23 protein-coding genes are annotated in these 20,958 nt (G+C 49.3%); 8 read left to right on the top strand and 15 right to left on the bottom strand.

Annotation, left to right across the window (positions count from 1 at the left end):
* Nucleotides 1-15: 15 nt before the first annotated feature.
* Together ileS and PN498_RS06680 are read right to left on the bottom strand one after the other, a co-directional pair.
* On the bottom strand, nucleotides 16-2,922 hold the full coding sequence (ileS, locus tag PN498_RS06685) for an isoleucine--tRNA ligase (RefSeq protein WP_272061946.1): 2,907 nt from the start codon (nucleotides 2,920-2,922) through the stop codon (nucleotides 16-18).
* A gap of 531 nt (nucleotides 2,923-3,453) precedes the next feature.
* Nucleotides 3,454-3,870: a phosphomannose isomerase type II C-terminal cupin domain gene (locus PN498_RS06680; protein ID WP_272062000.1), complete on the bottom strand. Its 417-nt coding sequence runs from the start codon at nucleotides 3,868-3,870 to the stop codon at nucleotides 3,454-3,456.
* Nucleotides 3,871-4,196: 326 nt separating this feature from the next.
* Between PN498_RS06680 and PN498_RS06675 the strand changes: the two genes are divergently transcribed.
* Nucleotides 4,197-4,889, top strand: a complete 693-nt coding sequence (locus PN498_RS06675; protein WP_272061945.1) for a hypothetical protein — start codon at nucleotides 4,197-4,199, stop codon at nucleotides 4,887-4,889.
* Between the two features lie 4 nt (nucleotides 4,890-4,893).
* Nucleotides 4,894-5,649, top strand: a complete 756-nt coding sequence (locus tag PN498_RS06670) for an ABC transporter ATP-binding protein (protein ID WP_272061944.1) — start codon at nucleotides 4,894-4,896, stop codon at nucleotides 5,647-5,649.
* A 115-nt stretch (nucleotides 5,650-5,764) separates the two neighbouring features.
* On the opposite strand, the gene PN498_RS06665 is transcribed toward PN498_RS06670, so the two are convergent.
* The 6 genes from PN498_RS06665 to PN498_RS06640 all read right to left on the bottom strand — a co-directional run bounded on the left by PN498_RS06665 (nucleotide 5,765) and on the right by PN498_RS06640 (nucleotide 10,240).
* Nucleotides 5,765-6,373, bottom strand: coding sequence for a Maf family protein (locus tag PN498_RS06665; protein ID WP_272061943.1), 609 nt, complete (start codon nucleotides 6,371-6,373; stop codon nucleotides 5,765-5,767).
* The gene (gene psbP, locus PN498_RS06660) at nucleotides 6,373-6,912 is read right to left on the bottom strand and encodes a photosystem II reaction center PsbP (protein WP_272061942.1); all 540 of its coding nucleotides are present in this window, start codon (nucleotides 6,910-6,912) and stop codon (nucleotides 6,373-6,375) included. Before psbP ends, PN498_RS06665 begins: the two co-directional genes overlap by 1 nt.
* 65 nt (nucleotides 6,913-6,977) lie before the next feature.
* Nucleotides 6,978-7,727: a class I SAM-dependent methyltransferase gene (locus tag PN498_RS06655; RefSeq protein WP_272061941.1), complete on the bottom strand. Its 750-nt coding sequence runs from the start codon at nucleotides 7,725-7,727 to the stop codon at nucleotides 6,978-6,980.
* Between the two features lie 82 nt (nucleotides 7,728-7,809).
* Complete coding sequence (locus PN498_RS06650; protein ID WP_334312227.1) at nucleotides 7,810-8,796, bottom strand: RpoD/SigA family RNA polymerase sigma factor; 987 nt, start codon at nucleotides 8,794-8,796, stop codon at nucleotides 7,810-7,812.
* A 224-nt stretch (nucleotides 8,797-9,020) separates the two neighbouring features.
* A complete protein-coding gene (locus PN498_RS06645) occupies nucleotides 9,021-9,713 on the bottom strand; it encodes a response regulator (protein ID WP_272061940.1) in 693 nt (230 codons plus the stop codon).
* 83 nt (nucleotides 9,714-9,796) lie between these two features.
* Nucleotides 9,797-10,240 (bottom strand): Fur family transcriptional regulator, encoded by a 444-nt coding sequence (locus tag PN498_RS06640; protein WP_272061939.1) that lies wholly within the window; start codon nucleotides 10,238-10,240, stop codon nucleotides 9,797-9,799.
* Nucleotides 10,241-10,580: 340 nt separating this feature from the next.
* Between PN498_RS06640 and rpmI the strand changes: the two genes are divergently transcribed.
* The 4 genes from rpmI (at nucleotide 10,581) to PN498_RS06620 (ending at nucleotide 12,693) form a co-directional block, all read left to right on the top strand.
* A complete protein-coding gene (gene rpmI, locus PN498_RS06635; protein WP_272061938.1) occupies nucleotides 10,581-10,778 on the top strand; it encodes a 50S ribosomal protein L35 in 198 nt (65 codons plus the stop codon).
* Nucleotides 10,779-10,867: 89 nt separating this feature from the next.
* Entirely contained in the window at nucleotides 10,868-11,218 is a 351-nt protein-coding gene (rplT, locus tag PN498_RS06630) for a 50S ribosomal protein L20 (protein WP_272061937.1), read from the top strand.
* Between the two features lie 30 nt (nucleotides 11,219-11,248).
* A complete protein-coding gene (locus tag PN498_RS06625) occupies nucleotides 11,249-12,019 on the top strand; it encodes a transporter substrate-binding domain-containing protein (protein ID WP_272061936.1) in 771 nt (256 codons plus the stop codon).
* A 131-nt stretch (nucleotides 12,020-12,150) separates the two neighbouring features.
* The gene (locus PN498_RS06620; protein ID WP_272061935.1) at nucleotides 12,151-12,693 is read left to right on the top strand and encodes a tetratricopeptide repeat protein; all 543 of its coding nucleotides are present in this window, start codon (nucleotides 12,151-12,153) and stop codon (nucleotides 12,691-12,693) included.
* Nucleotides 12,694-12,718: 25 nt separating this feature from the next.
* Here PN498_RS06620 and msrA read toward each other — a convergent pair whose 3' ends face one another.
* Nucleotides 12,719-13,210, bottom strand: coding sequence for a peptide-methionine (S)-S-oxide reductase MsrA (msrA, locus tag PN498_RS06615; protein WP_272061934.1), 492 nt, complete (start codon nucleotides 13,208-13,210; stop codon nucleotides 12,719-12,721).
* Between the two features lie 253 nt (nucleotides 13,211-13,463).
* Between msrA and PN498_RS06610 the strand changes: the two genes are divergently transcribed.
* Nucleotides 13,464-14,627: a tetratricopeptide repeat protein gene (locus tag PN498_RS06610; RefSeq protein ID WP_272061933.1), complete on the top strand. Its 1,164-nt coding sequence runs from the start codon at nucleotides 13,464-13,466 to the stop codon at nucleotides 14,625-14,627.
* Nucleotides 14,628-14,666: 39 nt separating this feature from the next.
* Here the strand turns inward: PN498_RS06610 and PN498_RS06605 are convergent, their stop codons facing one another.
* The 5 genes from PN498_RS06605 to PN498_RS06585 form a co-directional block, all read right to left on the bottom strand.
* Complete coding sequence (locus PN498_RS06605) at nucleotides 14,667-15,164, bottom strand: GNAT family N-acetyltransferase (RefSeq protein WP_272061932.1); 498 nt, start codon at nucleotides 15,162-15,164, stop codon at nucleotides 14,667-14,669.
* Nucleotides 15,165-15,177: 13 nt separating this feature from the next.
* Entirely contained in the window at nucleotides 15,178-15,480 is a 303-nt protein-coding gene (locus PN498_RS06600; protein ID WP_272061931.1) for a hypothetical protein, read from the bottom strand.
* 114 nt (nucleotides 15,481-15,594) lie between these two features.
* Nucleotides 15,595-17,124 carry a bifunctional aminoglycoside phosphotransferase/ATP-binding protein gene (locus PN498_RS06595; RefSeq protein WP_272061930.1) on the bottom strand — a complete coding sequence of 510 codons (1,530 nt, stop codon included), beginning with the start codon at nucleotides 17,122-17,124 and terminating at the stop codon, nucleotides 15,595-15,597.
* A gap of 142 nt (nucleotides 17,125-17,266) precedes the next feature.
* Nucleotides 17,267-17,884 carry a 50S ribosomal protein L25/general stress protein Ctc gene (locus PN498_RS06590; protein ID WP_272061929.1) on the bottom strand — a complete coding sequence of 206 codons (618 nt, stop codon included), beginning with the start codon at nucleotides 17,882-17,884 and terminating at the stop codon, nucleotides 17,267-17,269.
* Nucleotides 17,885-17,937: 53 nt separating this feature from the next.
* Nucleotides 17,938-19,275, bottom strand: a complete 1,338-nt coding sequence (locus PN498_RS06585) for an adenylosuccinate synthase (protein WP_272061928.1) — start codon at nucleotides 19,273-19,275, stop codon at nucleotides 17,938-17,940.
* Nucleotides 19,276-19,552: 277 nt separating this feature from the next.
* On the opposite strand from PN498_RS06585, the gene PN498_RS06580 reads away from it, so the two are divergent.
* Complete coding sequence (locus PN498_RS06580) at nucleotides 19,553-20,617, top strand: adenosine deaminase (protein ID WP_272061927.1); 1,065 nt, start codon at nucleotides 19,553-19,555, stop codon at nucleotides 20,615-20,617.
* A gap of 20 nt (nucleotides 20,618-20,637) precedes the next feature.
* On the opposite strand, the gene PN498_RS06575 is transcribed toward PN498_RS06580, so the two are convergent.
* Nucleotides 20,638-20,958 (bottom strand): hypothetical protein (locus PN498_RS06575; RefSeq protein WP_272061926.1); only part of this gene is annotated, 321 nt, incomplete at its 5' end.

Here is a 20,958-nt window from a genome sequence, read left to right as displayed (position 1 = left end):
GCCAGCTTCGTTGTTCTAGAATCGACCCGCTAAGGCTTCCACACAGCGCTCACAAATAGTGGGATGTTCTGGCGATTCCCCGACATGAGTCGAGTAGTTCCAGCAGCGATCGCACTTTTCACCGTTTGCGTCCACGACGCCTACGCCAAGGTGGTCGGTTTCGCTGCGGTACTTGACGTTAGCCAGCCTATCTGGGGTGTCCAAAATGTCCACCTGAGACACCAGAAATAGGTATCGGAGTTCATCGACGTGGATGCTGTCGGAAGCAATGCTATTCTCTGGGTTCATTGCTCTGAGGGTCTGTCGTAGATCAGCATCCGCGACATATAGCAGCACCTTGGCCTCCAAAGAGGACCCGATTGCCTTTTCAGCCCTTGCCTGCTCTAGCACTTTGTTCACTTCCTGACGGACATCGCGAAGCTGCTCCCACTTCTCAGCGAGAGTGGGCTGCCGCCATTCGCTTTCTAGCTTCACCCAACCTGACTCAAACACAGACTGCGTGGACGTGGTGTAGGGCAGGTTTTGCCAAATATCTTCTGCCATGTGAGAGAGGACAGGTGCGATCGCCGACGCCAAATTTTCAATAATGATGGCCAACACCGTCTGACAGGTACGGCGGCGAAGTGAATTAGCGTCGCTGATATAGAGGCGATCCTTAGCGGCATCAAGATAGAAGTTCGACAGATCGACAACGCAGAAATTTTGCACGGTTTGGAAGAATCGGAAGAATTGATACGTATTAAAGGCATCAGTCACTTCGTCGAACACTTCAGTAACCCGATGGAGCATATAGCGGTCTAACTCAGGCAGTTCAGCGTAGGGAACTGCATCTTTAGCTGGATCAAAGTCGTGCAGATTACCGAGCAGAAATCGCGCTGTGTTGCGGATCTTGCGATAGACATCAGCCATCTGCTTGAGGATATTGCCTCCCAAAGGCACATCCGAAGAATAATCCACCGACGAAACCCAAAGGCGCAGCACATCTGCACCATAGGCCGGTTCTTTCTTCTGATTTTTGCCGCCTTCAATCACAATGCGAGGATCAACGACGTTCCCTAGCGATTTACTCATCTTGCGTCCCTGCTCGTCCAGGGTAAATCCGTGAGTCAGCACCTGGCGGTAAGGCGCACAGCCGTTCACAGCAACGCTCGTGAGCAAACTCGATTGAAACCAGCCTCGATGCTGATCCGTACCTTCCAAATACATTTCAACGGGATAGCTCATGCCATCTCGATGATCAGCCACCGCCGCCCAAGAGGAACCTGAGTCAAACCAAACGTCCATCGTATCCATACCCTTTCGGTAGGTCTGACCGTTGTTGCGGTAGGATTCTGGCAGCAACTCCTCTACAGGCAGCTCCCACCAAGCATCAGATCCTTTCTCGGCAAAAATCCCTTGAATGTGTGCCAGTGTTTCTTCGGTGATGAGCGGTTCGTTAGTCGCCTCATCATAAAAAACGGGAATCGGCACACCCCAAGTCCGCTGACGAGAAATACACCAGTCTGAGCGATCGCCTACCATCGGCGTGATCCGGTTTTCACCTTGAGCGGGAATCCATGTCACATTTTGAATGGCCTTCAGGGCTTCTTCCCGGAAGCCTTCTACGGACGCAAACCACTGTTCGGTGGCTCGGAAAATGGTCGGTTTTTTGGTTCGCCAGTCGTAAGGATATTTGTGCTCGTAGAGTTCCTGCTTTAGCAGAGAACCGGCTTGTTCTAAGGCCTCAATGACCGCAGGATTGGCGTCCTTCAACACGTTCATGCCCTGAAAAGGCCCGGCTTCCTCAGTCATGTCGCCGCGTTCATCTACTGGACACAGCACAGCCAGACCATAGCGCTGTCCTACTTGAAAGTCCTCTTGACCGTGTCCAGGGGCCGTGTGAACTAGCCCAGTTCCAGACTCCGTTGTGACATAGTCTCCGCCAATCAAAACGGGACTGGTTTCACCTCGTTTGTCAGTCGGTAACTGATCTTGCAAGGGATGACGATATTCACAGCCTTCTAAATCGGCCCCCTTGAGTTCAGCGTGAATGGTCAACTCCGTTTCTAGAACTTGAGTTAAGCGATCGCGCAAATCCTTGGCAATCAACAGATATTTAAAGGGCTGCCCTGCTGCAACTTCCACAACGGCATAGGTTAATTCTGGATTGACGGCCACTGCCATATTGGCTGGGATTGTCCACGGCGTTGTCGTCCAGATTGCAATCCCCAAATCAGATAGATAAGGGGCAAGAGTTGACTCTGCGGCTTCAGCAGCCTTAACCATTGGAAATGCCGCATAAATACTGGGAGATTTATGACCCTCAGGATATTCCAACTCAGCTTCTGCTAAGGCGGTCTGAGATGTTGGGCTCCAGTGAACCGACTTTAGACCCCGATAGATGTAGCCTTTGAGATACATCTGCCCAAAGACATTAATTTGAGCTGCCTCATACTGGGGCTGTAGGGTCATGTAGGGCGTCTCCCAGTCGCCCCAGACGCCATAGCGCTTGAAGCTTTCACGCTGCTCATCAACTGTTTTCAGGGCAAAAGCTCTAGCTTTATATCGCAGTTTGAGGGGAGTTAGGTTAGCACGGGCTTCAGCATCCATTTTCTGCAGCACTTTTAGCTCAATGGGTAGCCCGTGGCAGTCCCAACCTGGAACGTAGCGTACTTTCCGTCCCTGAAGAACCTGGTATTTGTTGATAATATCTTTCAGAATCTTATTCAGTGCATGGCCAATGTGCAGCGAGCCATTTGCGTAAGGAGGCCCATCATGTAGCACGAACGGCTCGCCTGGATTTGTCTCAGCAAGCTTCTCGTAAAAGTTGTTCTCTTTCCAAAATTTTTGAATTTCAGGCTCCCGCTTAGCAGCGTTGGCCCGCATTTCAAATGTGGTCTTGGGTAAGAGAACGGTGTCTTTGTAGCTTTTAGTGTCAGTCACGGTCGCTCAGACAGATGTTTTTTGCACTGAATCAGAAGGTTTTTACAGCGGACCTATTCTTCTACCGGGTAGATAGTATCAGTCAATGAAAACCTTCTTTCTAGCGTAGGTCAGACAGGAGTATTTGGACGTGATCGCTGCAAAAATTCTCTGACCAATCTTCATATACCGGAAGGCCGACGCAATTTCCGCGTGCCTACTTTGGAATTTTGATTTGGAGACTGTGGCGCTATAGGGTCTTTATCAATGAAAATGCGCTCACAGGTCTATCACCGCAAGCGCATTCAGATTCAATATAGAGAATCAGAGGTATAGCCGTCGTTGGTTCTATTAGGTCAAGACGATGTATGAACAGCGTTACTAGGTGCATTAGCCTAGAAAGCTAAATGCAGCTGCCTGAAGCAAGGTCTCCAATGCGGTGCTAAAGGTTTCAATACCTCAACAGGAGTGCGTTGCTGTATTCATCTATGACCTCAGCAAAAGGCAGAATTCAAGACTTGTCATCATTGGGCAGAGAATTGATAGCAGTCTCTAGTTTTTGCTGGTCCGTGCGTAATCATCCTGGAAACGAACAATATCGTCTTCCCCAAGATACTCACCGTTTTGAACCTCAATCAAAATAAGAGGAATCACACCAGAATTTTCTAGCCGGTGAGAGGTGCAGGGGGGGACGTACGTTGATTGATTAGTGGACAGCAACGTCTCTTTATCGCCACAGGTGACTTTGGCTGTTCCAGAAACGACAATCCAGTGTTCGCTGCGATGATGATGCATCTGCAAGCTCAAGCGATGTCCTGGCTTCACCTCAATACGCTTGATTTTGTAGCCCTTGCCTTCCTCCAGGATGGTGAAAGATCCCCAAGGGCGCAATTCCGTTTCAGATGCTGTTTCTGGCGCAGAGACAGACTGCAATGCCAGATTCGCTTTAGGTTCAACAAGTTCCTGCATTTTAGGCACGAGAAAATCCTCCAACCTTAGTCTTAAAAGTACATTGCTTAACAATCAGTCTCAAGTGCTTAGCAAAGAGTTCCCGAGTAACTAAGCTATTACGCTCCCTAAAAACTCGGAATAGTCAATAGGAGAGGCCCAAACTATTGCCAAAGTTCCTTCGTCAGCTTAGCCGTTGCTGCTAGGAATCCCGATATCACAGTCATGAAGCATACAAAAACTTTAAACTGAAAGCGCTGTGATTGGCTCTTCCTTCAGGAACGCTCAGATTCAATTTGCGAAGTAATCAGTGACTGCCGCGCTGCTCAAAAGCACTGATTTGAACTGTGTTCACTACCTTGCTAGCGCTTAAAAGTCGTACTATTTCGGTATTGAACTTCGACCCAGCCGAACTGTCTTCACTATCCACTGTTATGTCCGACAATCGTCTTACTCAGCCTTCATCTGTAGCCGAATCAAGCCAGCAGAATTTGCCCCCAAAAACGTTTAGTATTTCTCCTCTGATTCGGCTAACGCTGTTGACGCTTTACATTGCTCTAACGCTGCCGCTGCCAACATTAGCGACGGTTACCAGTGCTCCAGTGCCTGCTTGGATGCTTCGGACAGGGATCTTAATCGGTAGTGCTCTGCTCTATGGGGGATTAAGCGAGCAAGTCCGTGTTGATCAAACAGGGATTGAAGTGCGATATCCCCAATGGATTGGGTGGCTACTACGCCGTAAGTGGCAGTTAGATTGGCGAGATATCCGAGCGTTGAAACCGCGCACAACGGGCCAAGGTGGACTGGTCTATTACTTCACTAGCGATCGCCACCAGCAAGCCTATCTGCTGCCGATGAGAATTGCTGGGTTTGCGGAGCTCTTGCGCTATGTTGAAGCGTACACTCAACTGGATACTCAGGACGTGAAGCCACTAGCTCAGCCCTGGATGTACATCATCCTGCTTGGATTTAGCGTCCTTTTGTTGCTAGTAGATGCCTGGACCCTCTGGACTGCCGCTCATTTTTCAGGGATGAGCTAGACCTTTGAGTACACTACTGGAACTCGATAACGTCTCCTTAAAAGCCACTACCGGCAATCACCTTATCCTAGATTCAATTTCATTGAGCGTTGGCTCGGGTGAGTTAGTCGCTCTATTAGGTCCCTCTGGAGCTGGCAAATCATCCTTGCTAAGGCTGTTGAATCGTCTTCAAAGCCCGTCGTCTGGGGTGATTCGCTTTCAGGGACAGCCGATAGAAGCGATCGCGGTCTATGAACTTCGCCGCCAGGCCATGCTGTTGAACCAGGACGTTCGCCTATTGGGGATGACAGCAATGGAGGCGCTGCACTATCCACTGGTGCTACAGAAATTGCCAGTTGCAGAGCGAAACCGTAGAGTTGCTGAGTGTATTGATATGCTGCGGATACCGACAGAATGGCTAGAGAAAACGGAGCTTGAGCTATCAGGAGGGCAACAGCAGCAAGTCGCGATCGCTCGTGCCCTGGTCACTCGTCCAGCCTTATTGCTGATGGATGAACCAACGTCAGCTCTGGATTTAGGATCGGCATCCCGCATCCTGTCGATGATTAAGTCCCGTATTCAAGAGCAAGGCATGACAGTGATAATGAGCAACCACCAGATTGACCTAGTCAAAGAATTTTGCGATCGCATCCTTTACGTAGAACAAGGTCGTCTTCTGTCGGACAAAGCTACTTCAGCCGTCGATTGGGCCAGCCTCCGGCAAACCCTGGTGGATGCAGATTTGAAGGAGCGAGAGGACTGGGGTGAAGACTTTGACTAGTAACGCTAGCGGAATTCAAAATACCCTCCAGGAAGGGCAAAGCCCTGCAAAACTAAGGCAGATAAGCGGGCAGGTTTGTCATTCGCAAAGTTCCCACTATTCTTCGGTGGAGTGTCTACGGGGCGACTGACCAAAAGTCAGTGATGTCATAGCCCAATTCATGAATAAGCTGACGGAGGAGCGGCATACTTAGACCAATGACATTGGTGTGGCAACCGTTTAGCTTTTCAATAAAGACGCTGCCTCGCCCGTCGATCGCGAAGGCACCCGCGCACCGCAAAGGCTCGCCTGTCGCAACGTAGTCCTCAATTTGGCGATCGCTGGCCTGAGCAAAAAACACCTCAGTCATTCGACACCGTACGACGGCTTGCTGACGTAGAGTATCAATCAGAGCGTGACCCGTATAGAGTTCACCGATATTGCCACGCATTTGATGCCAGCGAGCAATTGCATCATCCGGTGTCTCAGGTTTGCCGTAAATCTTGCCTTGAAAAGCGAGAACCGAATCGCATCCAAGCACTAAGGCATTGCTGAACTGGGGAGCAACAGCCTCTGCTTTGGATTTCGCGAGAGCAGTGACTAACGCTGCCGGATCAGCAAGCTGTATCTGATCCTCGTCAAAATTACTGGGACAAACATAGACCGAAATGCCCGCATCCGTTAAAAGCTTACGGCGGGCAATGGAAGCAGACGCGAGAACGAACTGGAGTTCTGGAAGCTGCATCAGTCAACCGAGAAGGAAGCAACCGCTTGTTTCATCAAATCCTTGACCTTATCCCAGCGCGCTTCTTCTGTCGAGGCGTTAAAGGTAAAGAGTTTGTCGCGCCGGACCACTACGCTAGCCAAGTTATGGCGCACACCAGAGGGGAGATCGGCAATGTATTCCAGAATGTAGTATGGCTGACCGTCTCGCTCAATTTCAATCGCATTAGCTAGCTCAACATCTCGATCATCGCCAGTCATCGCATTGATGCTTTTGGAGAGTTTGTAGCCTACCTCAGTCGGGGTTCCTAGATCTGTTAGTGTTTGTCCTTCCGGCACGTCACTAATAACCACGCTAATGTTTTCAGTCTCATTCACAATGTCATGAAAAACGACATCAGTATTGCCCATCACTTTGACCTCAGTCCACCCTGTGGGATAGAGGAAGCGGTATCCGTCGTAGCTGTCCGTATAGGGCTGCAATCCAACGCCTGCCCCTACACAACTCTGAAGAACAAGAGCAGTCAGGATGAGGAATGCAGTAGCAAAACGTTTTAGCATAGGTCTTCTGAAAGAGGTGCGATCGCCATGTCCTATCTTCTCATTTCATGGGAGAAATACTGAACTTAGGCAGGCTTTTCAAAAAAGAGTAGGTGCTGCTGCGGCAAAGTCTCGTCTGTTTTGAGCCACTTAAAGCCGACCGCCTGCAACTCACGCTTCACCTGCTTTTCACTCATCTTATGTAAGCGTTTGATCAAGATCAGGGGATTCTCGGCTCGGTACTCTGCAAGAACGACTTGCCCACCTGGTTTAATAGCCTCTTTCAGATGCGTCATCATTTCGTGGGGATACTCAAACTCATGATAAGCATCCACCATCAAGGCTAAATCAACGCTCTCAGACGGCAAATTTGGGTCATCAGTGTCGCCTTGAACAGGCTGAATGACGGTAATTCCCTGTTCTTGAAGACGCTGATTGAGCAAAGCTAGCATCTCGGGCTGAACGTCTACCGCAAAAACTTTGCCGTTAGGTACCTGCTCCGCCAACCTGACGGTCATGTATCCAGTACCCGCGCCAATATCCGCAACGACATCCGTCGGATCGAGCGTCAGCAGGTCTACAACTGACTGCGGATGTTCCTGAAGCTCTCGGCTTGGACGCTCCAGCCAATACGCACCCTCATGTCCCATAACTTGAGCAATCTCACGACCCAAGTAAATTTTGCCGATGCCATCATGACTCGGCTGTCGCTGTTGATAAACGCTGCCGCCAAGATTGCTGCCATTGATAATGCCGTTTGCCTGGCAGCTTAACAAAACCAGGCTAGCAAGGCTAACTAACAACAACCGAACCGATGACTTAATCTGCGACAACATTTCCACTCAGAAGAAAACTTTCCCATTTAGCTTAATAGGTGTTTCCCTTGGGTGCGAGCAGCGATCGCAACTCGATTAGGACTTAGACAGCTGCTAAGTAATCTCTTAGCTCGCTGCGATGCTGTCTCAGCTTGCTGACAGCCTGCTTTTGAAGTTGCCGAACCCGTTCGCGACTGATATTTAACCGTCGGCCTACTTTCTCTAAGGACAGAGGATTACCATCCCGTAACCCATATCTTAGAGATAAGACTTCTTGCTGCTGGGGTGTAAGGGAGGCAATTAAATCGTTCAGGTCGCTTTTTAATGCTCGCTGAGCAGCGAAGTCCTCGGGTGAATCTTCGTCGGACTCCAGCAGGTCAGCCAGCTCAGTATCCTGATTGTCACCTACCCGAATTTCTAACGAGAGGGGACGACGAGCGTGGCGCAGGCAATCTCTAACCCGTTTGGGCGTAAGATCTAGGTGCTCAGCAACTTCTTCAACTGAGGCCGTACGTCCTAACTTTTGAGTGAGTTGACGCTGCGTCTTTTTGATTTTGTTGAGGGTCTCTGTGATGTGGATGGGAAGGCGAACAACGCGACTTTTCTCAGCGATCGCCCTCGTCATGGCTTGACGAATCCACCAATAGGCATAAGTACTGAAGCGATAGCCTTTGGCGGGATCAAACTTCTCAACCGCTCGGTTCAGACCAATGGAACCTTCCTGAATCAGATCTAACAGGTCTAAGTTTCGGTCTGTGTACTTCTTGGCGATCGAGACCACCAGACGCAAGTTGGCCTCAATCATTTTGCGCTTAGCAGCATTGCCTGAACGGACAATCCTCTTCAGCGTTTGTACATCAACATCTGCTCGGTCCGCCCACTCTTCCATAGATGGCTCACGATCTAACGCCTCAACCAGTTCCGCCTGAACAGCTTCAAGAGGCATAAGTTCTTTCACTCGCTTGCCCAACTTGATCTCTTGTTCGTGAGTCAAAAGGGGAACGCGACCAATGGATTTGAGGTAAGAATAAACAGCGTCAGAAGATTTAGTGTTTCGCATAGGATGCATGAGGACTTTACGGATGTTCATCTAGCATCTAGGATCCTCACCAATTACACATCCTTCGAGGGGAAGATCTGTGGCGAGAGAAAAATCCTGGAAACACTGGCTGATAAGTGTTACGTGACAAACGAGTGATTTGTAACTGTGGATAGTAGGGGTAGATAATCAGGAAAAAGGTTAATTGAGGAGCGCTGAAGAGCTTTGCTTGGAAAGTCGTGCTTAACAACCTGCAAAACTATTTTGGTTAGAGCCTACTGAACAAGGCCTGTGCGAAGAGCACGAACAGCGGCTTGGGTGCGATCGCTCGCACTAAGTTTATTTAGAATGTTGCAAACGTGAGTTTTAACTGTTCCTACAGTGATGTAAAGCTCTTCCGCAATCTGAGCATTACTATAGCCCGCCACAATGAGCTCCAAAACCTCTAATTCTCGCTCCGTCAAGGGCGACATTTCTAAAACTTGGGCGTAGCCATCCTCAGTACCTGCGATAGCAGTAGATGGCGTAATGCGCTTTGCCTGGTTGAGAACAATGCGAGCGATCGCTGGATCGATCCATACCTGACCCTCGTGGGTCAAGCGAATGGCCTCAACTAGCTGTTGGATGTCTACATCTTTGACGCTATAGGAATCAGCGCCTGCCGCAAACGATGCCATCACGGACTCTTCAGTATCATGCATGGTCAGCATCAAAATTCGAGTTGCCGCTGGAGCTTCCTCGCCTTCTGCCTGCTTGAACTGCCGTGTCACCTCGATACCATCAATATCTGGAAGCCCAATGTCCACGATGGCGACATCCGGTTGAAGCTGCTGTAGCAGCGCTAGTCCTTGTTTCCCGTTCGCTGCTTCGCCCACAACCGAGATCTGAGGCTGTTGCTGGAGAGCAGCTTTGAGACCCATGCGAGTTAGATCATGGTCTTCAACAATAATGATGCGAATCTCGGTCATGAAAGAAGCCTCTACGCAAACACGACTACAACATCTCCTCTTCTCTGCTGCCCTAATCAAACGGGCCTTTGGCTAAACAGGACTTAAGACTGCTCTGACTGGCGTACGCCAAAGAAGTCAACGCGGTACTCAGTAATTTTAGTCCCCGTTTGGGCCTCGACCTGTTGGATCAGAGCTTCGGGCAGTTCCACATGAATATCAATGATCTGCTGCGTGTCAACGCAGTTCACATGGCTGTGAGCATCGCTGATATGACCATACAATCGGCCATCTGATCGCTCAACACACTCGATAATACCCTGCTCGGAGAGCGCCTCAAGATTTTGATACACCGATGTATGACCAATGTCACAACCTTGACGGCTAAGACGGTCGTAAATCTCACGAGCTGAAAGATGCTCTTTAGCGTTCCAAAGTAATTCCAGAATGTAGCGGCGTTGGCGACTGAGACGCATGCCCAAATTTTGACATCGCTCTAGCGCATCTTCTAAAGAACGAATTGGAGTGGGTGCCATTGGGCTTTGCATCAAATCTACTCCGCGTTTCTATCACATCTAGGCCGACCCCCAAAAATTGGTCTGACCGTTAACTTTAAGTTGGTTTAGCTTTAGTCATCTAGTTCCAATGGAACTGGCGACAACTATAGAATGCTTTTACAGGAAAGTGCTCCTTTCAAATCGCGATCGCACCTCTGCAATCAGCTTATACCAAGCTATCAACCCATACTCAGTACCACTTTAGCTTGCGACCCAAAAACTTGCGCAAAAATCAATAATTTATTGGATTGAAGACTCCAGTTGGGGCTTGTGCATATAGAGATGTTCAGTATAAGATACAAGACTGTGTCGAAAACAAGAAAACGTCGTTATGCCGAAGCTAAAAACCCGTCGAGCGGCTGCTAAACGCTTCAAGCGCACTGGTAGTGGCAAGTTTATGCGCCGTAAAGCTTTCCGAAATCACCTGCTAGAGAAGAAGAAGACCAAACGTAAAGTTCGTTTGGGCCAGAAAGTGGTTGTCGCTGAGGTCGATGCTCCCAATGTTGAGCTGATGCTTCCTTATTCCTAGAGGCTTAGCAGGAGAATTGGCGCCTAGTCTGGCGTTCTCCACGACATTTGGACACAGCGTAAAGTAGTAATTACAAAGGTTAAACAACAATGGCACGGGTTAAGCGCGGTAATGTCGCCCGCAAGCGCCGCAAAAAGGTCTTAAAGCTGGCGAAGGGCTTCCGAGGGTCTCATTCGAAGCTTTTTCGGACAGCTAATCAGCAGGTTATGAAGGCATTGCGATATGCCTATCGCGATCGCCGTCGTCGTAAACGCGATTTTCGACGGTTATGGATTACTCGTATCAACGCTGCTGCTCGTCAGCAGGGCATGAGCTACAGTCAGCTGATTGGTCAGCTGAAAAAGGCAAACGTTGAGATCAACCGTAAGATGCTGGCTCAGATGGCCGTCCTCGATCCAGAAGGATTTAGCAAAGTGGTCGAAATTGCCAGTAAGGCATAAACTTTTGGGGTTGACCTGCCAGCAAACCACATGCGTTTTTCATTACTTGGCTGCGGCGTTTTACTGGGGATGCATTTAGTTGCGTCCCCAGTTGTTGTTTCTGCTGACTTAGAAACTATTCAAGAGCGAGGCTATCTGGTTGTAGCAGTAAAGGATAACTGGCGTCCTTTAGGTTTCATTGATGAGGACGGTGATTTGGTTGGCTTTGAAATTGATATTGCCTCAAGGCTTGCTGAAACCCTGTTTGATGACGCCTCAGCCGTGCAGTTCTATCCAGTTTCTAATCAGGACCGCATTCCTGCTGTGCTGAACGACGAAGCGGATATTGCGATCGCAGGCATCTCGATTACTGCCATGCGACAGCGTATTGTCACTTTCAGCACGCCTTACTATCTTGACGGCACGGCATTTGTCACCCCGTCCCCTGACATTCAAGACATTACAGATCTGAGGCAGGAAACGATCGCCTTAATTGAAGGATCCGATGCGGTAACCCATGTTGATTACACCCTGCCGCTGGCTGACTTGGTTGGCTTTCCTTCCTATAAAGCGGCCTATGAAGCGGCTGAAGCAGGGCAGGTAAGCGCGATCGCAGGGGATGTCACTGTTCTCGCAGGCTGGGTTCAAGAGTATCCAGAATACAGATTGCTGCCCAGCATCCTGACCGCTGAGCCGCTTGCCATCACTCTGCCCAAAGGGAACCAGTATGGGGAACTCCGACGGTTCATCAACATGACCTTAGAGCAGTGGCACGAAGAGGGTTGGTTAGAAGAGCGAGCGACTTATTGGGGATTACCTTAGAGAAAATGTACAAGTGCAGAGGTATGACAGTGATAGGGTGAGGAAGGACGGCTGAATGAGGATGGATGCCGACGTGTCAGGATAGTCCATATAGAACTAAACGTTAAAGCTGAGTTTTTGAAAGCGGTGATATGGAAGATACCAATCTGCTGTTGATCTATCTAGTGACGCTCGTCGTCCTGCTAAGTGTCGCTACGGTGTTGGTCATTCGTCAGGTCTTTAAGACTCGACGGGTTGAGGGCAACCTTAATCGCCTGCAGAATAAGTTGAGTCAAGAAACGGGAACTGCCCAGGAATATTACGAGTTGGGTAGTTTAATGTTGGACAAAAAGCTTTACTCTCAAGCAGTGCTTCATCTTAAGCAGGCACTCAAGCTGTTGGAAGAAGAAGATTCCGATAAGGCAGCTCTCATCTACAATGCGCTGGGATTTTCATATTTTGCCCAAGAGCAATACGACCTGGCGATTCGCCAATATAAAGAGGCGCTAGACATCGCACCGGGCTACGTGACGGCCTGGAATAATTTGGGCCATAGCTATGAGCGTAAACAACTGACTGCTCAGGCCCTTGAATCTTATGAGACAGCGCTTAACCACGAGCCTGAGAATGAAACGGCTAAGCGGCGGGCCAGCTCGCTGCGGAAGCGGTTTGTACCGGCTGGTGAGAAGGAATAGGGGACAGCAAAAGAGTGTCCCAAATTTAATGGGGAGAGGCTGCTTGCTTGAGGGCCTGTTTTTCAAAATACTGCTGATGCTCCTCGGACGCTAGCCAATAAGGACTTGCGGGCTCAATTTGAGTTGCGATCGCTTTGTCGTACCTCCCCGATCTGTCTAGTTCGGTTTTGGAGCGCTGAGCGATCGTCTGCTGCTCTGATGAGTGATAGAAAATAACGGAGCGATATTGGTCCCCCCGGTCTGCACCCTGACGATTCAAGCTAGTGGGATCATGGATTGTCCAGAACACGTCAAGCAGGGTTTGATAGCTGATTTCTTCTGGCACAAAGCACACTTGGGCAACCTCTGCATGACCCGTAATTCGAGAAAGCACATCTAGATAGCAAGGATTTTCGAAATGGCCACCCATGTATCCGACAGAGGTTTCAACAACGCCTGATAACCGACGAAAAGCAGCCTCGGTGCCCCAAAAACAGCCTGCTCCAAAAGTGGCTAATGCAGTTGCTTTCTCATTCATGGCATCTATGACGCTAATTCTTCAGCTTCTGTTATGACGCGGGCAAGAAATATTGCCAATCAGCATTGTTGCAAGGCCGCAAGGAAACGAAAGATAGGGCTGCATTGGCAGCGTTAAGACCTGTCTCAAGGTATATTTTGTTCCTTTAGAGGAGCAGAAACTATTGCTTTTCAAGAAACAGTATTGTTATTGCGGAATCAGTTTGTCAAGCTTGGTAGTGGGCATTATGGAATTGTCCAACGAGGCAAGAGCGATGACACGATCACTGCAATCTTGGGTGCAGCAACAGCAGGGCAAATATTTGCTGAGACACGGGCTAAGTTTGATACAGAAGGGCAACTTAAATGGAGCTATCGAAACGTTAACACGAGCGCTAGCGTTTCATCCCCAACCCCAAGAGGTTCATCTCAAGCGTGGCGTCGCTTACTTCCAGCAGGATGCTTTCGCAGAAGCATTAGCTGACTTTAATCAGGCGATCGCGTTGGATCCTCAAGATGCACGAGCCTATGGACATCGTGGCTTAGTACGCTATCAAATGGATGATGAGGATGGCGCATTGGAAGATTGGGCAATGGCGCTTAGCTTGCAGCCCGGTGAGGCCGACGTGCGCTACAATCGGGGTCTTATTTTTGCTCAAAAGAAGCAATATGAAGCAGCATTAGCTGATTTTGACGTCGCTATTGATAAAAATCCACTGCTAGCAGAAGCCTATCTTCACAGGGGCAAGGTTAAGCAGGAATTAGGCGATTCCATTGGAGCTGTAAAAGATTGGGAACTTGCATTGTGTAACGACTTGCGACTTGATGAAGCTCACCATTTATTGGCAAAAACGCAGGAGAAAACCGAAAACGTTTTTCTGCAAGACCAGTTTGCTGACCTGCTGCCAGATGGTTTTTGGTTAACGGCTGAACAACAGGGCACGCTGCTTGTTTTAACGCTTCATCGTCCAGTCGGTACACCCATTAACTACTTCAAACTACCTAATACGCTGCGCGATCGCCTTGTAGAACTACAAATCCCGGAAGTAAGACGATTTCGTCTAGTTGCTAAAGCGGGTGAATCTTCATTGTCGGAATGGGACCAAACCTACGGCATTTACGATAAGGCTCCTTGTCCACCGTCTCGCTGGCGCGATGCATTTGCCACAACGCTTCTACTCTTTCCTCCGTTTGGCGTAGTCGCATTGGTTTTAGCAGCTCAAGTCAAACCTGCTTATCGACGTGGTGATTATCCCATCGCGGCCCGAGCTTCTCAAGCGGTCAGAAAGCTCTGCTTAAGTAGTGGAGCCATTATGGGTTTGATGCTGTTTGGACTCGCTAGCTATGGCGTATACACCCATGTAGAAGGCGAATATCCTAACCCTGGTGCTAAAACAGCCTTTGTTGAAAGTTCTGAATCAACCGAGAAAAAACTTTAGTGAGACGTTAAAGGTTTCGTTTTGCCTTCATCCTTTTGCCTAAGCCCTCGGCGGGTTAAACCAAAGCAGATAGGGCCTGTCACAGGCGCAGTGACCTGAATTGCCCAAAGGTTGGGATAGGCGGGTAAATCCTAACGTCTCGTAGAGTCGGATAGCTCCCTGCATCGGTCCAAATGTCTCTAGGTAGCAGCCCTGATAGTGTTGATCTTGAGCGACTTTGAGGAGTTGCTTAAGCAGGTAGGTGCCAATACCCCGTCCTCGAAACTCTGGTAGAACATACATCTTTTGCAGTTCACATATTTGGGGATACTCGCACGGAAACGCAGCGATGCCTCCACCACCGACAACGGCATCGTCGACCGTTGCAATTAAGTAGACAGAACCCGGTTTTCCATAAGCCTGAAATAGGGTATCAATTTCAGGATCGGTCCACGCAAAGCCGGGACGGTTGGCACCAAATTCAGTTAGTACTTGCCGAATGATTTCGGCCATCCTCGTATTGTCTTGCGCCTGAATATCGCGAATTTTGAAGGTCATGAATTAGGGTCAACTACAGGCGACGAGACCCAGGGTGACGGCGATCGCGGCGCGTGAACAATTTCAAAAAAGGCAAACGGGTGCGTACCTGAGGCGTCCGTAATCTGTCTGCAAGTTTGTCCAATGCGGTAGGCTCCAATTCTTCTTCCTTAGGCTCACCGCCAGGAGTTTGCCACCAAGCAGAGACCGTTCCTCCAGCAAAACCGCCGATCGCCCCCAGAATAATACTAGTTGGAATGGTATATCCCAGTACCAAGAACGTTAGTAGAAACAGCAGCCACAGCCGTAGGGCAATGGGAAAGATCTTATCAGTCACAGCTTATAGGAGGAATGACCTCTCCAAAGTTTCAAAAACCTTGTTATCCAAGCAATTTTAATCTGTGCCAAGGGTAACGCACACAGCGGAGGCCAACAACTCAGCACTACGCCTCTATATAGTCCCCAATTGAGAGGACAAGGACTGAGTCGTATCCAGGGAGATAACATACTCGCGCTCTGCATCAGTAAAGGGGTCCATAGACTGCTTTTCTAGTACGGTCACCGTGGCATCGGCAATATCACCTTCGCGCTGCTCAACCCGCTGTTTCAAAATCTCTGGTGGTGCGTCGCAGAAAACAACCTGAAAAGTGATCGCTTGTTCCTGTGCTTGAGCGATCGCCAAACGGCGCATTGCCTCACGGTCAAATTTGGCATCCAACACGACGGTGTAGCCCTGCTGGGCTAGTAGGGTTCCTAGGCGAATCAAACGCTCGTAAGTTTTCTGCATCATTTCTGGGGTGTAAAGACTATCGTCACCCCGTTGTTGAGGTGGAATGCCAGCCAGATGCTTCCGAACCGCATCTGACCGAATGTGAATTGCTCCCAGTTTGCGACTCAGTTCACGGGCAACAGTGCTTTTCCCAGAGCCTGACAGCCCAGACATAATGAGCAGTCGGCCCGTTCGAGGCTGCGTGTATGACCAAGCCAGTGTGTAATATTTAGCGGCTTTAGCAGAAGCCCTTTGTTTTTCAGCCTCATCGATAGACGGATCGCCTAATAGGAAAGAAGTCACCTTGGCCCTGACGTAGGATTGACGACTCACATAAAGTGGGAGTACTTGGAGTCCTTCCCAGTCTCCCGTGTGTTCCACATAGTGACTAAGGAACGTGGCCGCCAAATCTTGGCGGCCTTCAACGGTTAAATCCATGATGATGTAGGCGATGTCGAACATGACATCGACAAAGCGAAAAGGCTCATTGAATTCAATGCAGTCGAACAGGAGTAATTGATCTTGCCAATAGCAAATGTTGTTGAGGTGCGAATCGCCATGGCAGGCCCGAATTCTATCCTGGTTAATGCGCTGCTGTAGCAGTTCCTGCTGGGTACTGAAAAAGCTGTCGGTATAGGCTTGAGTTTCTTGAAACTGCTGTTGAGTTTGGGGTCCACCAATGAAACTTTCAGTCTGTTCGTAGTTTTCGTCAATCGACTGGCGAATGTTTGCAACGGTGCCAAAAGCACGAATATAGTCGTTGGTTTTGGCCGTTTGGTGAAACTGAGCGATGACTTCAGCGAGCTGTCGCAATAGCGCTTCTGTCAGGTCGCCCTGCTCAAACATTTGGCTTAGAAGGGCCGATTGGGGAAACTGCCGCATTTTGATGGTGTATTCCACCACAGTGTCTTCGGTGCCCAAGCTATAACCTTTATCGGACTGGGCGATCGCCAACACCTCTAGATAGATGGACGCCGCTGCTCGCTGATTGAGTCTCAGTTCTTCTTCACAAAAATGTTGGCGTCGTTCCAAGGTTGAATAATCAAGAAACCCAAAATCAACCGGCTTTTTGACCTTGTAAGCATAATCTCCAGTCAGCGTGACGTAGGAAACGTGAGTTTGCATGAGGCGGATAGGTTCTATCACCGGATGAGGATAAAACTCCGGCTGAAGCATGTGTTGAATCAGAGGAGGAAGCGAGACATCAGCCATAGCAAACTTTCTTTAAAGGTTAGAGCAATACTCATACATCATAGGGGTGCGGCAGTACCACACCCCTATTGTGTTTGGGAGACGTTATTTGAATGTGACAACTCCTAGAGGCAACCCGATTAGGACCTATGGGAAAGACGACTTATGCCTCAAGCGTTGGAATAACTTCAACAACCGCTTCTTCAGCTTCTTCAGAAGCAACCGTTCTAGGAGCAGCTATCATCACCACTGTTTTATCAGTATCAGAAATCGCTTCTACCCCTTTAGGTAGCTTGAGGTCACTAATATGCAGGTTGTCTCCAACTGCTAGGTCAGAAACATCAACGTCCACAGTTTCTGGAATAGCACCAGGTGCACATTGAATCCCTAGCTGAGACACGATAATGTCGAGGACACCCCCTTCGTCCCTAACGCCTTTCGCAGTTCCTGTGAAGTGGAGGGGCACCTCCACTTGCACACTGGACTGACTGGCGATAGAAAAGAAACTCAAATGATAGAGATTGCCTTTCCAGGGATGCGTTTGGACCTCGCGCAATAGCGCCTGACCGCTCCAAGGCATGTCAGGAACCTTGACTGTAATTAACGAGTTATTGACCGAAGCCTGTCTCACTAGCTTCTGGGCTTCTCGCTCATTCACAAGCAAGGAAACAGAGTTAGCACCATCGTGGCCGTACAAAACAGCAGGGACTAATCCCTCTCGGCGCAATGCTCTGGGGTTGGCACCATCTTGGCGCTTACTGCATTCAATCGACAGTTCCATAGGACTTACTTACAACTCAGAATGATCTATTGGGCAAACAAACAATCTAACAATCAGGCAACTTGAGAGGTGCTACCGTTTTCATACAGCAACGCTCTTTTCGGACCGTGGATGGGATCTTCCACAATGATGGTTTGGTCACGACTAGCCCCTAGCGACACGATCGCGATCGGGACTTCCATTAACTCAGCCAAAAACTTCAGATAGGTCAGCGCTTGGGGCGGCAAATCTTCCAAAGACCGACATTCCGCTGTGGATGTCTTCCAACCCGGGAATGTAGTGTATATCGGTTCGCACTGTGCAAACAAGCGAGCACTGCTAGGGAGATCGCGGCAGGTTTCCCCGTTCACTTTGTAGGCCGTACAAACCTTGATTTCATCCAGTGCGTCCAACACATCCAGTTTGGTAATGGCAACACAATCAATGCCATTGATTCGCACGGCATAACGACCGATGACAGCATCGAACCAGCCGCACCGCCGTCGTCGCCCTGTGGTCGTACCAAACTCGGCACCCAGTTCACAGAGCTTGTCGCCTAAACCACCCACTAATTCTGTGGGGAAAGGTCCTTCGCCCACACGAGTGGTATAAGCTTTTGCGACACCAATCACGCGATCGATCATCGTGGGTCCAACCCCGGAACCAATACAGGCCCCCCCCGCTACAGGATTAGAGGAGGTGACATAAGGATAGGTGCCGTGATCCAAATCTAATAGCGTTCCCTGCGCGCCTTCGAAGAGGATATTTTTGCGTTGCCGAATGGCGCGATCAATCAGTAGCGACGTATCAATAATGTGAGGCTTTAGACGCTCAGCATAGGCTTTGTATTCCTCAATAACCGCCTTGGGATCTAACGGTTCTAAACCGTAAAGCTTCTCCAAAACAAAATTCTTGTATTGAATGGTCCATTCGAGCTGCTCCTCAAGACCATCCATCTCAACTAGGTCCACCATGCGGATACCAACGCGCTCAGATTTATCCGCGTAGGTTGGTCCAATTCCTCGACGAGTCGTACCAATTTTCTTGCTGCCTCGCCGCTCTTCAGAGGCTTGATCGAGCAAGCGGTGATACGGCATCGTCACATGAGCAGAATTGGAGATGTAAAGATTCTCGGTTGAAATCCCTAACCCCTCCAACATATCCAACTCTTTAATAATCTCTCTGGGATCAATAACAGTCCCGTTTCCGATGACACATTCTGTTTCGGGATAGAGAATACCGGAAGGAATCAGATGCAGCTTGAACGTTTGCCCCTGCACTACAACGGTGTGGCCTGCGTTAACGCCGCCTTGGTACCGAACAACCACATGGGCCGACCGACTTAATAAATCAGTTACCTTTCCTTTTCCCTCGTCGCCCCATTGGGCACCAATCACAACGACGTTAGCCAATTTCTTAAGGTCTTCTAATCACACAAATGACCATTATCTCCGGGTTTTTGTAACCTTGTCAAGCGTTGAATAAACAACTTTGGGATACCTTCCACAACGCTTCTCTTCTACCTCAACGGAGTGATTGCTGTTATTAGGTGCACAATGAACGAAAAATAAAATTTTTCATCATATACTTCTTTCGACATTTTTTGCGGTAGAACAGTAGATAACTTCCGAGTTGTTTTGCAAAACTTTATATCTTGGAGGCTGTTCGTTCCATCGCCAAGGGGTTTTCATGAGTCTTTATGCTGAGCTTCACCGTCACTTAGGTGGGTCTGTTGTCCCTAGGATTTTGTGGCGTTATTTCCAGCGTAATCGGCCTGATGTCGCTGATCGCTTTGCAGGTTATCTAGAATTCGAGGATTTTTACACCCGCCCCCGTAACACACTGGCGGAGTATCTGGAACTGCACACCTTAGTTGAAAGTGTGCAAACCCACGAGGCACTGCCTTACTTTATCTATCGGCTCATTCGTGGAGCCTATATTTTTGAGAATTTGGCTTACCTTGAACTTCGCTATACCCCTTATTTAAGGACGCCGGAGCATCTGCCTCAGCATGAACGGATCGACAAGATGGCAGACATTATTGAGGTGGTGGGACAGGCTAGCCAGCAAACAGAGTATCCTGTGGTCACGCGCCAGATTCTCTGTATGCATTCACGCTTGCCCTATGAAGTTAATCGGGCGATCGTCGACTTGGCTGGTCAGTATCGTCACTATGTCTGTGCTGTAGATATTGCTGGAGGAGACGCACAGTATGGCGATCGCCTCGACGAATTTGCGGCGCTGTATTCCCGTGCCAGAAGCTTAGGACTGAGCACCACAGGCCATTTGTTTGAAACTAAGGACGGCTGCTATCCAGAGCTGCTGCCCTATTTGATGCGAATCGGACACGGCATTCAGATTCCACTTCAAAGACCCGACTTGCTGAAGGAAATTGCGGCTAGAGGCCAGTGTTTGGAAGTGTGTCCCACGACTTACATCAAGACGGGCACCTTAGACGAAATCAAAGAGCTAAAACCTGTGTTCGATCGCTGCTTTGAGGCCGGGGTTGATATTGCCATTTGCACCGATAACGCAGGCTTGCACAACGTTCGCTTGCCCTTTGAGTATGAAAGCTTGCTGACGCAGGACATCATCAGCTTCGAGCAGCTTCAAGCCTGTCAGGCCGCAGCGTTTCGTCACGCCTTTGCTTGGCCCCACGATCGCCAGCCCGGTTCGCTGATCAATGATCTGCTGCGCCATCAGCTTGACGACTTGATGGAAGGTGAAATTGATGAATCTGTCGTGTGTCGGTAGTTGGTGATGAGGGATAGGATTTAGCCTTTGCCCACAAGCTCAGTCGAACAGTACGGTTGCTCTGGAGGATCAAATGAATTATCATCGGCAACCATAGCTGCATCCGTGCAGCTTGCTTCCCCGAACATTTGGTCGGCGGCACTGGCAAGTGGTCGTAACACAAACCAGCGCCTAACCCATAGACAGGAACAATCTGTCGTACGGGCTTTGCCTATTTTAGGTCGCCCCACCGAAGCGCTTCGTCTAAGGGCGACTGAATCTTCGGGGATTCCAACCCAACATGATTCTTGGAGGAATCCCCAGTGATTACCATTCAATACTTTTTGCCGTCTCACCACGCT

The organism is Oscillatoria sp. CS-180 (assembly GCF_028330965.1).
Lineage (GTDB): Bacteria > Cyanobacteriota > Cyanobacteriia > Phormidesmidales > Phormidesmidaceae > Halomicronema.
This window is presented reverse-complemented; position numbering and strand designations above follow the sequence as displayed.

Coding starts and splice junctions, on each gene's coding strand:
- PN498_RS06640 (WP_272061939.1), bottom strand. CDS start 10,240: ATGCAAAGCCCAATGGCACCCACTCCAATTCGTTCTTTAGAAGATGCG.
- PN498_RS06610 (WP_272061933.1), top strand. CDS start 13,464: ATGACACGATCACTGCAATCTTGGGTGCAGCAACAGCAGGGCAAATAT.
- PN498_RS06620 (WP_272061935.1), top strand. CDS start 12,151: ATGGAAGATACCAATCTGCTGTTGATCTATCTAGTGACGCTCGTCGTC.
- msrA (WP_272061934.1), bottom strand. CDS start 13,210: ATGAATGAGAAAGCAACTGCATTAGCCACTTTTGGAGCAGGCTGTTTT.
- PN498_RS06650 (WP_334312227.1), bottom strand. CDS start 8,796: ATGAACATCCGTAAAGTCCTCATGCATCCTATGCGAAACACTAAATCT.
- PN498_RS06590 (WP_272061929.1), bottom strand. CDS start 17,884: ATGGAACTGTCGATTGAATGCAGTAAGCGCCAAGATGGTGCCAACCCC.
- psbP (WP_272061942.1), bottom strand. CDS start 6,912: ATGCTAAAACGTTTTGCTACTGCATTCCTCATCCTGACTGCTCTTGTT.
- PN498_RS06645 (WP_272061940.1), bottom strand. CDS start 9,713: ATGACCGAGATTCGCATCATTATTGTTGAAGACCATGATCTAACTCGC.
- PN498_RS06595 (WP_272061930.1), bottom strand. CDS start 17,124: ATGGCTGATGTCTCGCTTCCTCCTCTGATTCAACACATGCTTCAGCCG.
- PN498_RS06580 (WP_272061927.1), top strand. CDS start 19,553: ATGAGTCTTTATGCTGAGCTTCACCGTCACTTAGGTGGGTCTGTTGTC.
- rplT (WP_272061937.1), top strand. CDS start 10,868: ATGGCACGGGTTAAGCGCGGTAATGTCGCCCGCAAGCGCCGCAAAAAG.
- PN498_RS06625 (WP_272061936.1), top strand. CDS start 11,249: ATGCGTTTTTCATTACTTGGCTGCGGCGTTTTACTGGGGATGCATTTA.
- PN498_RS06605 (WP_272061932.1), bottom strand. CDS start 15,164: ATGACCTTCAAAATTCGCGATATTCAGGCGCAAGACAATACGAGGATG.
- PN498_RS06655 (WP_272061941.1), bottom strand. CDS start 7,727: ATGTTGTCGCAGATTAAGTCATCGGTTCGGTTGTTGTTAGTTAGCCTT.
- rpmI (WP_272061938.1), top strand. CDS start 10,581: ATGCCGAAGCTAAAAACCCGTCGAGCGGCTGCTAAACGCTTCAAGCGC.
- PN498_RS06680 (WP_272062000.1), bottom strand. CDS start 3,870: ATGCAGGAACTTGTTGAACCTAAAGCGAATCTGGCATTGCAGTCTGTC.
- PN498_RS06665 (WP_272061943.1), bottom strand. CDS start 6,373: ATGCAGCTTCCAGAACTCCAGTTCGTTCTCGCGTCTGCTTCCATTGCC.